This window comes from Paraburkholderia atlantica (genome assembly GCF_000092885.1).
GTDB classification, from domain to species: Bacteria; Pseudomonadota; Gammaproteobacteria; order Burkholderiales; family Burkholderiaceae; genus Paraburkholderia; species Paraburkholderia atlantica.
On sequence record NC_014119.1, the window covers coordinates 124,618 to 138,968 of the forward strand.

The following is a 14,351-nucleotide window of genomic DNA, read 5'->3' on the forward strand; positions in this document are numbered from 1 at the left end:
ATCAGCCTCCATGGCGTGGATCGAAGACGTCTCGCAGACCGTCGCCGAGCAGGTTGAAGGCAAGACTCACCAGCAGAATGGCGAAACCGGGAATAGTGGCCACCCACCATGAATCGAGCAGCACATTGCGGCCGGATGCGACCATGAATCCCCACTCCGGGCTCGGCGGTTGCGCGCCGAGGCCGAGGAACCCGAGGCCCGCGACAGTGAGAATGATGCCGGCCATATCGAGGGTCGCGCGCACGATCACCGACGACGAGCAGAGCGGCATGATGTAGAGCAGGAGAATGCGCTTGCGCGAGGCGCCCTGCAAGCGCGCGACGTGAATGAAATCGGCTTGCACGAGCCGAAGCGTTTCCGCCCGCGCGAGGCGGGCATAGGCCGGCCACGCTGTAATCGAAATGGCGATCACCGCGTTGATCACACCAGGTCCCAAGGCGGCCGCGAAAGCCAGTGCGAGCACGATCTTCGGAAAGGCGAGTGCTACGTCGGTGATCCGCATCAGCAAGTTGTCCACCCAGCCGCCGAAGAAGCCGGCAGTGGTGCCGATCAAAAGCCCCACCGGAACCACGATCACCACGACGAGAATCGCGATCGAGAGCGTGAGGCGTGAGCCGTAGATCAGACGCGAGAGGATGTCCCGGCCGAGCTGGTCGGTGCCGAACCAGTGCGATGGCGAACCCGGCGGCAGCAGGCGGTCGGAGAGGACTTGCTGCAGCGGATCGTGCGGTGACATTAGCGGCCCGATTGCTGCGATGATGATCAGCAAGGCCAGAATCACGAGGCCGAAGACCGACAGCGGATTACCCGCGAAGCGTCGCCAGCGCCGGTAAGCGAGGCCAAGCGCGGCCTGCTTGCGTGACGCGGGCGTGTCGCTCAGCAGCCAGTCTTTCCATCGTCGGGGCGCGGCATTCATCGGCCAGTCCTGCGTTTGCATGGATTCATCGGTAGGGGGACGCACGAAAGAGACCTCCGCAATGTCAGCGGGCGCGTGGATCGAACACGCGATAGAGCGCATCGGTCAACAGGTTGAGCGCGATAAACGTGACGCCGATCACGAGCGTGCTGCCGAGCACGGCGTTCATATCGGCGTTCAGGAGGGCGCCCGTCAGGTACGAACCGATACCGGGCCAGGCGAAGACGATTTCGGTCAGCACCGAGCCTTCGAGCAGATAGCTGTACGTGAGCGCGATCACGGTCAGAAGCGGCACGGCGATATTTCCGAACGCGTGGCGCCAGACCACCCGGCGCTCGGGCAGGCCTTTCGCGCGCGCCGTGGTGATGTACTCCTGGCTGAGTTGATCGAGCATGAACGAACGCGTCATGCGGCTCAGATAGGCGACCGAATAGTAGCCGAGAATGGCCGCGGGCAGCGCGATATGCGAGAACGCATTGAAGAACACATCCCATTCGCCGGCGATGAGCGAGTCGATCAGCAGGCTGCCTGTGCGCGTATCGACCATCCCGTCGAATACCGGATCGACGCGTCCCGGCCCCGCCACCCAATGCAGCTTCGCGTAGAACAGCAGCAGGCCCATCAGTCCGAGCCAGAACACCGGGACCGAACTGCCGACGAGGCCGACGAAGCGCGCGACGTGATCGATCCAGCGGTTGTGGCGCACGGCGGCGATCACGCCCAGCGGCACGCCGATCAGCACGCCGATGATGGTCGACAGGGTCGCGAGTTCGAGCGTTGCAGGAAACACCCGCTGGATGTCCTCGATCACAGGATGCGCGGTCAGCAGCGACATACCGAAATTGCCATGCAGCACATCGCGCACGTAGATCAGGAACTGCACTGCGAGCGGCGCGTCGAGCCCGAGTTGAAGACGCGCCGCCGCGTAGGCTGCGGCTGACGCGCGATCGCCGAGAATCGCTAGCACCGGATCGATCGGTATTTTGCGGCCGATCACGAACGTGACCGCCAGCAACCCGGCGAAGGTGACGACGAGCGTGACGATCCAGCGCACGAGGCGCAAGGTCCAGCGCACGCTGGCGCTTTCAACCGAAAGCGCGCGCATGCGCTCGAAAGTCGTGAGGCGAGTGGACATGGTAAGTTCCTCGGTCGAAGGCGAAGCCCGGACAGTCTCGCCTCCACCGCAAACGTTACTGCTTCTTCAGATCACGATACGACACGAGGTCGTTGATCGGACCCACCTCGAGACCCGTTACGCCCGGTCGCGCGGCCACCTGCGAGACCTGCTGGAACATGATCACGAAGGGGGAACTCGCGAGCACCTGCTTCTGCATGGTCTGGTACAGATCGGCGCGCTTCGCCGTCGACGATTCGGCGAGCGCCGCGTTGGTTTCCTTCGTCAGGCCAGGGATGTCCCATGAATTGCGCCACGCGAGCATCTTATAGGCCGACTTGTCGGAATTGTCGGGATTCCAGGTGAATCCCTGGGCGTTGCTGTGCGGGTCGATGTAATCGGCGGACCATTCGCCGATATAAATGTCGTGCGAGCGCGAGCGGTACTTGGCGAGCGTCTGCTTGTTGTCGCCGGGGATGATCTGTACCTTGATGCCGCCTTGGGCAAGGTTCGCCTGCACTGCCTCGGCGATTTCGCTGTACGGGTAGCCGTTACGCACATCCATCGTCACGGAAAAGCCGTTCGGAAGGCCGGCCTTTGCCAGCAGTTCCTTGGCCTTGACGACGTTCTGCTGGTAGGGGTCGGTATTCAGCGCGCCGAGGAAACCTTCGGGGAGGAAGGTTTCGTGCACCTTGTAGGTGGTTTTGGCGACGTTGCTCTGAATCCCGTTGTAGTCGATCAGCCACTTCATGGCTTGCTGGACTTCCGGTTTGACCAGATTCGGATTCTTGACGTTCAGGCCGAGGTATAGAAGCGTCGCTTGCGGCACCGCGCTCACATGCGCCTTGCCGGACTTCGTCAGCGCGACGAGATCATCCGGACTCAGGTTGCGCGCCACATCGACGTCACCGTTCTCGAGCAGCAGGCGCTGGCTCGATGCTTCCGGCACGTGACGCAACACGATCCGCTTCATCGCGAGCGGTACGCGATAACCGTCGAAGCGCTGCAGGACGATGCTGTCGTTGGCAGTCCATTTGACGAGCTTGTAGGCGCCGGAGCCGGCCTCGTTCGTGCGCAGCCATTCGTTGCCGAAGTCATTGCCTTTCTGGTGCGTGAGCAGCAACTGCTTGTCCACCACCGACGCAGGCCACGAACCGAGTACGTTCAGCACAAACGTCGGCGCGTATTTCTGGTCGGTCGTCACACTGACGGTTGTGTCGTCGACCTTCTTCACGTTGGCCAGCACGTTGTCTTTGGTCAAACCGATGCCCTGCAGCACGGCCGCCGCGCCTTTATCGAGGAGGACGGTGCGCTGGATCGACCACGCGACGTCGTCGGCGCTCAACGCGTTGCCCGAGTGGAACTTGAGACCTGGACGGATCTTGAACGTGAAGGTCAGGCCGTCGGGGCTCACGCTCCATGATTGGGCGACATCGCCGTTGAATTTCGACGGGTCTTTCAGATCGACGCGCACCAGCCGGTCATACGTATTCGCCACATATTCTTCCGGCACCAGTTCGTAGATTTCGCCCGGATCGAGCGTGGTGAATTCGTCGAGGAGTGTGGCCATGACGAACATGTCTTTCGGCGTCGCCGCCGCAGCGGGGACGGCGGCTGTGAACGACAAGGTCAAGGCGGAGGAGATCACCGCCGCCGTCAGTGCATTGCGCAATACCAGTTTCATTGCCGCTCCATAAGGAATGGGTAGAGTCTGTCAGGGAACAACGGATGGAGAAATCGAACGCCATTACATGAGACGCAACGGACCGCTTTCGCTGTTATCGATCAACGGCAGCGCCCGGGAGCCAGGCAACTCGTAATGCCACCATTCGCTCTTGATGTGGATGAAGCCGGCTGCGTGCATGATACCGAGCAGTAACACGCGGTTGCGCTGCACATGCGCGGGCAGGCCAGTATGGAAATGTTCGGACTCGATCGTCATCGCGTCGAAGCCCGTGCCCATGTCGAGTTCGTTGCCGTCAGCGTCGAGCAGCGTCAGATCGATCGCCGTGCCGCGGCTATGGTTCGAACCACGGCCAAGCTCGGCGATGTAGGTCGGGTCGGGCAGAAAATTCCACAGCACCTGTTGCGCCTGGGGCGGACGGTACGCATCGAAAATCCGCACGGTCAAGCCGGCGTTGCGGGCAATCTCCACTGCCTCGCGCAAAGCGGCTTCTGCGGGTTCGAGCAGCAGGCAGTGAGCTTCCTTGTAGATGGGCTTGCCTGTCAAATTGCGCTCGGTGGCATAGACGAGGTCGATGTCCACGCCATGCGTGGCGGCGGTGATTTCGATGAGTCGCGGTTGTGTCATGGCGGGCGCGTTCAGATTCCGGATGTAAGAGGTTAGAGATCGAACTGGTTGAATTCGCTTGCAGCTCGCTGCGACGTGTTCGTCGATCGCGGCCCCCAGTTGAGCAACGATCGCGGTAATCATCAGCAGGTTGAACAGACAGCTGAGCGGCGCCAGCGAGTCCCAAAACTGGCCGACATCGATTTGATCTGCGACAGGTCGCAATCGAATTCACGAGCCAACGGGCAATAGATGTCGGTGGCCAGTGAAACTGCCCGCCACGATGCGCCGCGGCTTCACTGTAGCGGCGCGCGATCACCGGGTAGGCGCGCGTGTCGGCAATGACGAGGTACGGTGCGGCGAATTCCGAGTTCAGCGAATCAACGTATGAGCCGGACATGCCGTCGGAGTACAAGACGCGCGGACGAATGCATTCGAGGTAGCCGTAGAACGCGTTGCTGGTGCCGCGGGTCGACTGGATGCCGAGGATATATACGGCGTCCGCTTGGGAGACGCGCTCCGCGATGCGGGCGAACATGGGCGATTGCGCCAACTGGTACACATGCTGGATCGTCTCGACGAGTTGCAGCGAGTGGGTCAGGGCGCTAGTTTGGAGGTTTTCGCCGTTTTTGCCGTGGCGCCGGGCGTCGGCCAACTGCTCGCGCATACACCGGTATTCGTCGAGCCGGTCGGTAATCATCCACGGGCGCCCCTGCGCGCCGCGCAGTTCGCGCTTGAGGTCGTCGAGGTTGCGATAGCCGACGCTGCGCAGGAAACACCCCACTGAGATTCCGCTGGTGGCCGTTTGCTGCGCGATCTGATCAGCCGTTGCAAGGCCTCGTCGCTCGAGATGCGCCAGCATGTAACTGGCCATGCGCAGGGGCGTTGGAGTGAGCTCGGCAAAGTGCGCCTCGACGGTCTGTGCGAAAGCGGTCGGCATGTCAGCGCGGATCGATTTTTGGTTAATTGCCTGTCATATATTTCGTCGATGACATGCATCTAACAAAGCCAATAAAGTCAGCGCCAGCTTAAAAAATCAATTGGATGCGCTGTTCGATAGCTTCTGGGCGAGACTTCCGCTCACGGTTCCTCCGCGTGCCTGGGTGGATGCCGCTATTCGATGCCCTCATTGTGTGGCCCCAGATTTTTGTCCCCTAATGATGACCTGGCGGGGTTTGGATGTCGATCAGCGAAGCCATCCCTACTCCGGATATGGATAACCATCGACGCGCAGGCCGCAATTAACGTGGGAAGGGCGCCGAGCAAATCCGGTCGTGCACGTCGACCTTTATCTTCTCTCGCGCAGAGGCAATCGCCTCAAGCCCGCAGCGGTGGAATTCGCCTCGCGACTAAAGCTGGCAGCTGCGTATATGGCTAGATAGTCCGGAGCGCCTCATGGCTGCAGGTCATCAAGTGCCCGACAAAGCGAGGAACTTCCTGGCTGAGAATACAGGTCGGATGGCCACTCCATTCCAGTAACGGAGCCGGTGCCTAAACGCGCCGCTGCGGCATGAAGGCGACGAAGCGGTCGGTGCCGATTACATCAGGCGAAGCGCGATTCTGCCGAGAGCATCTACTCGAACCAGTTCAATCCGTTCAATCAGTCGGTGGCGTCCCACTAGGGCGCTATCGCGTCGACTTCCGAGGCCTGCGATGGGTGCTGCAATCGGCGTGCGCAACGTCACAAAAGGATTTCATCTGAAGCGGCGCGGACACTTCAGCGTGTTGGAGGACGTGGAGTTCAACGTGGTCGCTGGCGAGTTCGTGACGCTCGTCGGACCCAGCGGTTGCGGCAAGACTACGCTGCTCGATCTGATCGCCGGATTGGCGAAGCCCGACCGTGGACAGATTCTCGTCGATGGCCGCGCGGTCGAAGGGCCGGGTCTCGACCGGGGCGTGGTGTTTTAGCAGTACGCGCTGTTTCCGTGGCAAACCGCGCTCCGCAACATCGAGTTCGGCCTCGCGGCGAAAGGCGTGGCAAAACCGGAGCGCACGGAGAAGGCTCGCGCATTCCTCGGACTCGTGGACCTGAGCGGTTTCGGCGACCGCTATGGTCGAGATGCTGCGTTCGGGCGAGCTTGAACAACACCTGTTCGCCAGCGCGTCGCGAGCGCTCGCGGGGTTCACGATCGCAGTCGCGATTGGCGTGCCGTTCGGTTTAATGATTGGCTGGTATCGAACGCTGGCCGAAATGCTCGATCCGCTGCTCGAACTGTTTCGCAATACCGCGCCGCTCGCGCTGCTTCCGGTGTTCGTGCTGGTGCTGGGAATGGACGAGACCTCGAAGGTGTCGGTGGTCGTCTATTCGTGCGTGTGGCCTATCATGCTCAACACCGTGAGCGGCGTGCGCAACGTCGATCCGCTCCTGATCCGCTCGGCGTTGTCGATGGGACTCACGCCGTTGCAACTCTTTCGCAAAGTCGTATTGCCAGCTCGGGCAGCCAGCGGCGGTAATCTTCACTCCTGGCGAGATTTGTCAGTTCGTTTGACATGGATTGCGGGCGCTATGCACCGGTCGTCGGGCCATCACAGGTCAATTATCCAGTTGGCAACACGTGACCGACAAGGCCAGTCGGTCGAAGCAGGACCATAGCATCGCACCCCACTAAAATCGTTGACGAGTCAGCATTATGTCCAGTGGGTAATGCAGCCGTTCGAGCACCTTGCTCACAGCAGCGTTCGGGGTCTTGATCATTCGTTACATCGCTCGTCTCGAGACCGACCACCATAGCAGATCGGCATACTGCGACAGAGCCCTTTGCGATGCGAGTGCGGACGTGTGTTCTCCGCAGTAAGACGCTCGCGAGGCGCAATCGGAGAACGGTACGGGAGGACGCGGGCGCTAGCAACGAAGCATTTTGCTGATTCTTGGCAGTGAGCGTGCAATGGCGCTTGGCGCTCGCCATGCGGCCACGCCACGAGTTATTTCAACCCTGCCACTGCGCGCCGACGCGCCAACACCCTCACCGCAAGCAGACACCCGCCCATCACGGTCAACGACAACACTGTCGTCATCGTGCCGAGCGCATATATGACCGGCGTCGTCACCGACGTGGTGAGCCCCTGAAGCTCGAGCGGCAGCGTGTTCTGATCGCCGATCGCCTGCGAGGTGCGAGCGATCTCGTCCCATGACAGCGTGAAGCCGAACATTGCGACGCCGACCACCGACGGTCCGATGATCGGCAGCACGACATGCAGGAAACTCTGCCACGGCGTCGCGCCCAGATCGCGCGACGCCTCTTCATAGCCCGGATTGAAGCGGTTAAACACCGCGAACATCACCAACAAACCGAACGGCAGCGTCCACGTCAAATGCGCTCCGAGCGCGGAGGTGAACAGGCCCATCGACGTCGTATAGCTATCGGAAAACGATTGATACCCCCATGTCGACGCGAGGTACTTCACCCCATTATCGAGCAGCCGGAACGTCAAACCGATCCCAAGCGAAACAATAATGGACGGCATGATCAGACTCGCGACCGACACGTAGAACACCGCCGTGTCGCCGCGAAACTTTCGACGAAAGGCGAGGCCCGCCGCCACTGAAAACAACACCGTCAGCACCGTGACCGCCAGCGCGAGCCGCACGGATCGTCCGAACGCGCCCCAAATATCAACATCGCCGACACCGTCGCGCAACGCGGCGAACCAATGCAGCGAGACACCGCGCATCGGAAACGTCAGGCCGCCCTCGGGGCCCTGAAAGGACAGAATGAATATCGTAATCACCGGCCCATACAAGAACAGCACGAACAGGCCGAACAGCAGCGCAAGCCAGTAGAAACTGGCTGGACGGCGTTCCCGATGTTTGACGCGAATGGCCTGCATTTTCACAGCTCCCTGCGGATATCGACGACCCGCGTCAAACCCCACACGATCATCAGTACGACGGCGAGCAGAATGATCGCATTGGCTGCCGCGGCGGGAAATTGCAGGTAGCCGGTCTGCACCTGAATGACCTTGCCCACCGATGCAATCTGTTGCCCGCCCATCACGCCGACGGTCAGAAAATCGCCCATCACGATCGTGATCACGAAGATCGAGCCGATTACGATGCCCGTCTTCGACAACGGCAGGACCACGTCGCGTACCACCTGCCAGCCGCTCGCACCGGCATCGCGCGCGGCTTCGAGCAGCGACCGCTCGATGCGCATCATCGCGTTGAAGATCGGCACGATCATGAAGAACGTGTAGAGATGGACGAACGCGAGCACCACCGAGAAGTTAGAGTACAGCAGCCATTCGAGCGGCTGGTCGATCAGATGCGCGCCGAGTAGCACCTGATTGACGAGGCCATTGCGGCCGAGCAGCGGCATCCATGAAATCATCCGGATCACGTTGGAGGTCCAGAACGGAATCGTGCAGACGAGGAACAGCACCGTCTGCATGCTCGTCGTGCGCACGTGAAACGCGAGGAAGTAGGCGATCGAAAAGCCCAGCAGCAAGGTCATTGCCCACACGATCGCGCAGAACTTGAGTGTCGACCAGTACGTCTTGAATGTCACGCAAACGTCCGTCATCGACGAACAGCCGTTGAAGATCGCCGCGTAGTTCTTCAGCGTGAACGCGGGAATGATCTGGTATTCGTTGAAGTCCCAGAAACTGACGATCAACGTGATGACCAGCGGCACGATGAAAAACAGCAGGAAGGTCAGCGACAGCGGCGTCGCCTGCAACCATGCCGGTGCGCGGCGATGTTTGACGGTCGTGTCCTGCGCGTGCGAGGGAAGGTCGATGGTTGCCATGGGCGGGTGTCTATCGAATGACTGCGCGGCGCATCGCTGCGCGAGAACGAGAAGTGACTACGCTGCTCAAAGGAGTCGTGCTTGCCGGCGCGTCACACCTCGGCAAGCACATCGAACCGTGGCGTCGATCAGGCCGCGATGAACTCGTTCCACTTCTGAACCATGTAGATGTTCTCGTCCATCACCGCGTTCCAGCACGCAATCGCACTCATGCGCTGGGTGTATGAACCGCCGTCCCGCACGGCGCCGGCCTTTTCGAGCAGTTGGCCGTCCGGCGCCTTGATGTCCTGCGCGGCCGCTTTGCCTTCGATCCAGTAGTCCCATTCGTACGGCTGCATGTGCGTCTTCGCGGTCTCGATCACGCCGGGGTAGTAGCCCTGGCGCATCAGGTAGGCGCCGGCCCAGCCGTCCTGGAACCAGTTGACGAATTCGTACGCGGCGTCGAGCTTCTTGCCTTGCAGCGAGCGCGGAAAGCCGAAGCCGGAGGCCCACGAGCGATAGCCTTCCTTGAGCGGCTGAAATTTGCACGCGATGCCCATCGTGCGCACCTTCGTCACCGCCGGCGACCACATCGACTGGATCACCACTTCGCCCGACGCCATCAGGTTCACGCTTTCGTTGAAGTCCTTCCAGAACGCGCGGAATTGCCCAGCATGCTTGGCGTCGATCAGGATCTTGATGGTCTGGTCGATCTCGGCCCTGGTCATATTGCCTTTGTCGCCGTATTTCATGTGACCCATCGCCTCGATCGCCATCGCCGAATCCATGATGCCGATCGCGGGAATGTTCAGCAGCGCCGCCTTGCCTTTGAACTGCGGGTTGAGCAGCTCTGCCCAACTGTCGATCGGGCGCTTGATCAGGTCGGGACGAATGCCGAGCGTGTCCGCGTTATAGGTGGTGGGGATCAGCGTCATCCATTCGGTCGGCGTCGCTGAGAACTCGGTCGAGCGCGGGCCGGTCAGGAACATCACCTTCTTGGGCGCGGTGCCCTGGTCGCCGATCTTCTTGCCGTTGACTTCACCGCGCGTCAACACGGGCGTGATCTTGTCGGCAAGCTTGATGCGTTTGGCGTCCATGCCCGCGAGCGTGCCGGCCGGAATCAGCTTCTTGAGCGCGAAGTATTCGGTGTCGACAATATCGAACGAGTTGGGTTGCGTGATGATCCGCTTGGCGACGTCGTCGGTGGTCACTGGCACGTATTGAATCTCGATGCCGGTGTCTTCCTTGAATTTCTTCGCGATGTCGGCACTCTGATTGACCGCGGTGCCGAGGTAGCGCAACGTGATCTTTTCCTGCGCATGCACGTACGGAAAGCCGGCAATGCCGGCCGCCGCCACCGCGCCCTTGATGAACGTGCGGCGCGACAGGCCTTTTTCCTTCACATCGGTTGCGGCCGCTGCCGGGCTCTCGTTCGTTTCACTCATTGTTTTCTCCTCAGTTGACGTTCAATTCGCGCTTATTCGACGTTCTGTTCACTGCAATGCGATCCGCTGCGATGCAAGCACTCAGGCTGCCAGCGGATGCGCGTCCCGCTCGTTCCACCAGATCACCACGCGCGCGTCGGGACCGAGCCGTGTCGCGTCGTAGTCGCCGTCGCTCACGAGCGATATCAATTCGGGCGAGCCGTCGAGCGGGTCGAGCGTCATGCGCAGATGGGTGCCCTGGTATTCGGCTTCACGGACCCTGCAGGGCACGCCGCCAATGCGTGTCAGGCCGCTCTCGCCGCCGGCGTTCTGCACCGGCGTGACGCCGTGCGGCACCACGCGCAGATGGTCGGCGCGCACGGTAAACAGGCGGCCATTCGTATTGAAGACGTTATGGCCACCGAGGAAGCGGGCCACGAATTCGGTACGCGGACGGTTGAATACTTCGTGCGGTGTGCCGCTCTGTTCGATACGGCCATGGCTCATCACCACGACGAGATCGGCCAGCGCCATCGCTTCTTCCTGCGAGTGCGTGACATGCACGAAGGTAATGCCGAGATCCTTCTGCCAACGCTTGAGTTCGGCGCGCATCTGCACACGCAGAAACGGGTCGAGCGCGGAGAGCGGTTCGTCGAGTAGCAGGCAGCCCGGTTGATTCAGCAACGCGCGCGCGAGCGCCACGCGTTGCTGCTGGCCGCCGGATAACTGGGCCGGTTTGCGCTCGGCATACGCGGACATCGCGACCAGTTCGAGCAGTTCGGCGGCGCGCTTGCGCCGCACGTCCTTCGCGACGCCGCGCACCTTCAGGCTGAACGCGACGTTGTCGAGCGCGCTCAGATGCGGGAACAGCGCGTAGTTCTGAAACACCATTGCGGTGCCGCGCGCGGCGGGTTCGGCGCGCGTGACGTTGCGGCCCGCGATCAGAATGTCACCTTCAGTGACGGATTCATGACCGGCGATCATGCGCAAGGTCGAGGTCTTGCCGCATCCGGACGGGCCGAGCAGGCAACAGTACTGGCCGCCGGCGATGCGCAGGTCGATCGCGTCGACGGCCAGCGAATCGCCATATTGCTTTGACACGTGGACCAGTTCGATATCGGCGGCTTTGGTTTCGAGCACCGTTGAAGCAGGCTGAATCATGAAGGATGTGTCCTCGTGAACGGCAAACAGTGGGGCACGCGTGAAAACCGATGCGCCGCCCATGCGAAGCCATGCAAACGCAAGACACGTGCCATCCATCGCATTGCGACGCTCGTCGATTGCCGACGTACTGTCGTGCTTAACGTCTACGAGTTGGCTCACATATTGCAAACGATCCGCAGCGTCGATCGTTTGCGATCAGAAGGATGGGATTGCGCGATCACGGTGCGTCTTCGATCCGTCTCGGGGCATGAACTGACCAATCCGGTTCATCCATTACGTGTCGTGGCGCTTTTCGTCATCCACGATTTCTTGCTCATGAACGACACACGGAACATGCCCCTGGCAGAGAACCGCGCGCGTCAATCGCTTGCCACGCATGGCCGCTTTGCCTACCGCCCGATCACCGATAGTGACGCGTTCCGCTGGCCTGGCGACACCGGACTCGCGGTCTATCTCGGCTTCAACATCGAGCACTTTGCGTTCGGCGAAGGCCTCGGTGCGGCACTCGGTCCGCTCTCGCCGCAACCGGATGTGCTGAACCATAGCTGGCGCGAGTACGGCAATCGCGTCGGCGCGTGGCGCTGCATCGAACTGTTCGATCAGCTCGCGCTGCCCGCGGGCACGCTGATCAATACCGCGCTCTACGATCACTGTCCTGAACTGATCGCGGCTTGCGTCGCGCGTGGTGATGAACTGATCGGCCACGGCCACACGAACGCGCACCGGCAGAGCGACCTCGACGAAAGCGGTGAACGCGAGCTGCTTTTGCATTGCTGCGAACGGATCGCGGAAGAATCCGGTACGCCGCCGCAAGGCTGGCTGTCGCCGTGGATTTCGGAGTCGCATCTGACGCCCGATCTGCTGGCCGAGACCGGCTATCGCTACACGTTGAACTGGTGTCACGACGACCGCCCCGTACGAATGGCCACGCGTGGCGCGCCGCTGTGGTCGATTCCGTATCCGCAGGAACTCAACGATCTGCCGATGATGGTGGGCCGTCACATGGACGGCCGCGCGTTCGCCGACATGATCGTCGATCAGTTCGACGAGATGCTCGAACAGGCCAATCGCGGCGCGCAAGCGCAGGCGCTGGTGATGGGCATCGCGCTGCATCCGTATCTGGTCGGACAGCCGTACCGGTTGCGGCATCTGCGCCGCGCGCTCGAACATATCGCCACGGCGCGCGCACGAGGCGATGTGTGGATCACCACTCCAGGCGAGATCGCGAGTCATATGGACGATCTGGAGCGGGCCGGCATCGTGCGCCCGGCCGTCGCATGAGCGCGAAAGCCGGCGCGGCCAACGCGAAGAAAAACGCCGGTGACGACACGGATATCAATGCACGCATCTATCAGTCGATCTTCGACGGCGTGATGAATCATCGTTTGATTCCCGGCACGAAGTTACCGGAGCCCGAACTGTGCCAACTGTTCGGCGTGGGCCGCGCGGTCGTACGTCGTGTGCTGGAAAAGCTCGCCTATGACGGCATCGTCGTATTGCGGCCGAACAAGGGCGCGGTAATCGCCGAGCCCTCGCCCGAGGAAACGCGCGAGATATTCGAGGCGCGGCGCTCGGTCGAACGGATGCTAGTAGAGCTTGCCGTGCAGCGCGCGAGTGCGACGGACATCAAGGCGCTGCGGCAACAACTCGCGAGCGAGCATGACGCCATGCACCGCTATGACCAGCCTTCGTGGGCGACGCTCGCCAGCGGCTTTCATATGCGCATCGCCGCGCTGGCCGGCAATTCGATCCTGCAAAATTATCTGAAGGAACTGGTATCGCGCTGTTCGCTGATCGTCGGGGTGTACGAGCCGCCGGGGCATGCGCCGTGCGAGCACGCCGAGCATGCTGCGATTGTCGACTGCATCGAGGCGCGCGACTCGGCGGGCGCAATGGGGCATATGGAAGCGCATCTGCGCGATCTCGAAGAACGCATTGAAACCTCGCGAATGCGCGGCGAGAAAAGCCTCGGCCAATTGCTCGGCATCATTGAACCCACGACGACGAACCAGGCGGCCCGACATGGAAATTGATTTCGAAGCGATCACCGAATACCAGCGCTACAAGCTGATGGCGAGCCTGATCGTGCCGCGTCCGATCGCGCTCGTCACTACGCTCGGCGCCGACGGTACGATCAACGCCGCGCCGTTTTCGATGTTCAATATGCTCGGCGAAGAACCGCCGATCGTGATGATCAGCATTAACCGCGTGGCGGACGGCACCCTGAAGGACACGGCGGTCAACATCGTGCGGACCGGCGAGTTCGTCGTGCATCTCGCCGACGAGACGATCGCCGAAAAAATGCATCGCTGTGGGGAAAGGCTGCCGCCCAACGTTAGCGAACTTGTCGAGGTCGGCTTGACGCCGGTGCCGAGCTCGTGCGTTGCGCCGCCGCGCATTGCCGAAGCGCCGGTTGCGTTCGAGTGCACGATATGGGAGACGCTGGAGACCACCACCCGGCAGATCTTTATTGGCCGCGTACATCGGCTGCATGCGCGCGACGAGTTGATCGACACCGAAACGTGGCGCGTGCGTTTGCAGCACTACTTTCCGGTGGGCCGTTTCGGCGCGAGTGATTATGTGACGACGCGTGACCGCTTTACGTTGGGTTGACGTTGACGCGTATGGACCACAAGCGTTAGCCCCTTCATCGATCAACGCGCGTATAGACGCGCTTGTGTTAGCTGGCGAATCACTGCGTCTGGACCGTGTGCGTAGG

14 protein-coding genes and 2 pseudogenes are annotated in these 14,351 nt (G+C 61.3%); 6 read left to right on the forward strand and 10 right to left on the reverse strand.

Annotated features, from left to right (window positions below; all coding sequences use genetic code 11):
- Position 1 precedes the first annotated feature (1 nt).
- From nikC to BC1002_RS28190, 3 genes are all read right to left on the reverse strand, one after another.
- A complete protein-coding gene (gene nikC / locus BC1002_RS28180; RefSeq protein ID WP_013093391.1) occupies positions 2-916 on the reverse strand; it encodes a nickel transporter permease in 915 nt (304 codons plus the stop codon).
- 64 nt (positions 917-980) lie between these two features.
- The gene (locus BC1002_RS28185; protein ID WP_013093392.1) at positions 981-2,051 is read right to left on the reverse strand and encodes an ABC transporter permease; all 1,071 of its coding nucleotides are present in this window, start codon (positions 2,049-2,051) and stop codon (positions 981-983) included.
- Positions 2,052-2,106: 55 nt separating this feature from the next.
- Positions 2,107-3,657 (reverse strand): ABC transporter substrate-binding protein, encoded by a 1,551-nt coding sequence (locus tag BC1002_RS28190; protein WP_238538082.1) that lies wholly within the window; start codon positions 3,655-3,657, stop codon positions 2,107-2,109.
- Between BC1002_RS28190 and BC1002_RS39430 the strand changes: the two genes are divergently transcribed.
- Entirely contained in the window at positions 3,599-3,727 is a 129-nt protein-coding gene (locus BC1002_RS39430) for a hypothetical protein (RefSeq protein WP_274380073.1), read from the forward strand. The two genes, BC1002_RS28190 and BC1002_RS39430, sit on opposite strands and share 59 nt — an antisense overlap.
- Before the next feature lie 50 nt (positions 3,728-3,777).
- Here the strand turns inward: BC1002_RS39430 and ddpX are convergent, their stop codons facing one another.
- The 3 genes and pseudogenes from ddpX to BC1002_RS39840 all read right to left on the reverse strand — a co-directional run.
- Complete coding sequence (gene ddpX / locus BC1002_RS28195) at positions 3,778-4,341, reverse strand: D-alanyl-D-alanine dipeptidase (protein ID WP_013093394.1); 564 nt, start codon at positions 4,339-4,341, stop codon at positions 3,778-3,780.
- 69 nt (positions 4,342-4,410) lie between these two features.
- Positions 4,411-4,891, reverse strand: a pseudogene (locus tag BC1002_RS39835) (MurR/RpiR family transcriptional regulator); the annotation flags it as partial.
- 92 nt (positions 4,892-4,983) lie between these two features.
- Positions 4,984-5,260: pseudogene (locus BC1002_RS39840) on the reverse strand (MurR/RpiR family transcriptional regulator); the annotation flags it as partial.
- A 713-nt stretch (positions 5,261-5,973) separates the two neighbouring features.
- On the opposite strand from BC1002_RS39840, the gene BC1002_RS39435 reads away from it, so the two are divergent.
- Positions 5,974-6,228, forward strand: coding sequence for an ATP-binding cassette domain-containing protein (locus BC1002_RS39435; protein WP_041735567.1), 255 nt, complete (start codon positions 5,974-5,976; stop codon positions 6,226-6,228).
- 142 nt (positions 6,229-6,370) lie between these two features.
- Complete coding sequence (locus BC1002_RS28210) at positions 6,371-6,913, forward strand: ABC transporter permease (protein WP_238538057.1); 543 nt, start codon at positions 6,371-6,373, stop codon at positions 6,911-6,913.
- Positions 6,914-7,242: 329 nt separating this feature from the next.
- Here the strand turns inward: BC1002_RS28210 and BC1002_RS28215 are convergent, their stop codons facing one another.
- The 4 genes from BC1002_RS28215 to BC1002_RS28230 all read right to left on the reverse strand — a co-directional run bounded on the left by BC1002_RS28215 (position 7,243) and on the right by BC1002_RS28230 (position 11,629).
- Entirely contained in the window at positions 7,243-8,148 is a 906-nt protein-coding gene (locus tag BC1002_RS28215; RefSeq protein WP_013093395.1) for an ABC transporter permease, read from the reverse strand.
- 2 nt (positions 8,149-8,150) lie between these two features.
- On the reverse strand, positions 8,151-9,065 hold the full coding sequence (locus tag BC1002_RS28220) for an ABC transporter permease (protein WP_013093396.1): 915 nt from the start codon (positions 9,063-9,065) through the stop codon (positions 8,151-8,153).
- A 128-nt stretch (positions 9,066-9,193) separates the two neighbouring features.
- Positions 9,194-10,489 (reverse strand): ABC transporter substrate-binding protein, encoded by a 1,296-nt coding sequence (locus BC1002_RS28225; protein WP_013093397.1) that lies wholly within the window; start codon positions 10,487-10,489, stop codon positions 9,194-9,196.
- A gap of 81 nt (positions 10,490-10,570) precedes the next feature.
- The gene (locus BC1002_RS28230; protein ID WP_013093398.1) at positions 10,571-11,629 is read right to left on the reverse strand and encodes an ABC transporter ATP-binding protein; all 1,059 of its coding nucleotides are present in this window, start codon (positions 11,627-11,629) and stop codon (positions 10,571-10,573) included.
- 318 nt (positions 11,630-11,947) lie between these two features.
- On the opposite strand from BC1002_RS28230, the gene BC1002_RS28235 reads away from it, so the two are divergent.
- Genes BC1002_RS28235 through BC1002_RS28245 form a run of 3 tightly spaced genes read left to right on the forward strand, consistent with a single transcriptional unit; the run spans position 11,948 to position 14,245 of the window.
- The gene (locus BC1002_RS28235) at positions 11,948-12,913 is read left to right on the forward strand and encodes a polysaccharide deacetylase family protein (protein ID WP_035491589.1); all 966 of its coding nucleotides are present in this window, start codon (positions 11,948-11,950) and stop codon (positions 12,911-12,913) included.
- Positions 12,910-13,665, forward strand: coding sequence for a GntR family transcriptional regulator (locus BC1002_RS28240; protein WP_013093400.1), 756 nt, complete (start codon positions 12,910-12,912; stop codon positions 13,663-13,665). Before BC1002_RS28235 ends, BC1002_RS28240 begins: the two co-directional genes overlap by 4 nt.
- Complete coding sequence (locus BC1002_RS28245) at positions 13,655-14,245, forward strand: flavin reductase family protein (protein WP_013093401.1); 591 nt, start codon at positions 13,655-13,657, stop codon at positions 14,243-14,245. The genes BC1002_RS28240 and BC1002_RS28245 overlap by 11 nt, the downstream gene beginning before the upstream one ends.
- Positions 14,246-14,351 lie beyond the last annotated feature (106 nt).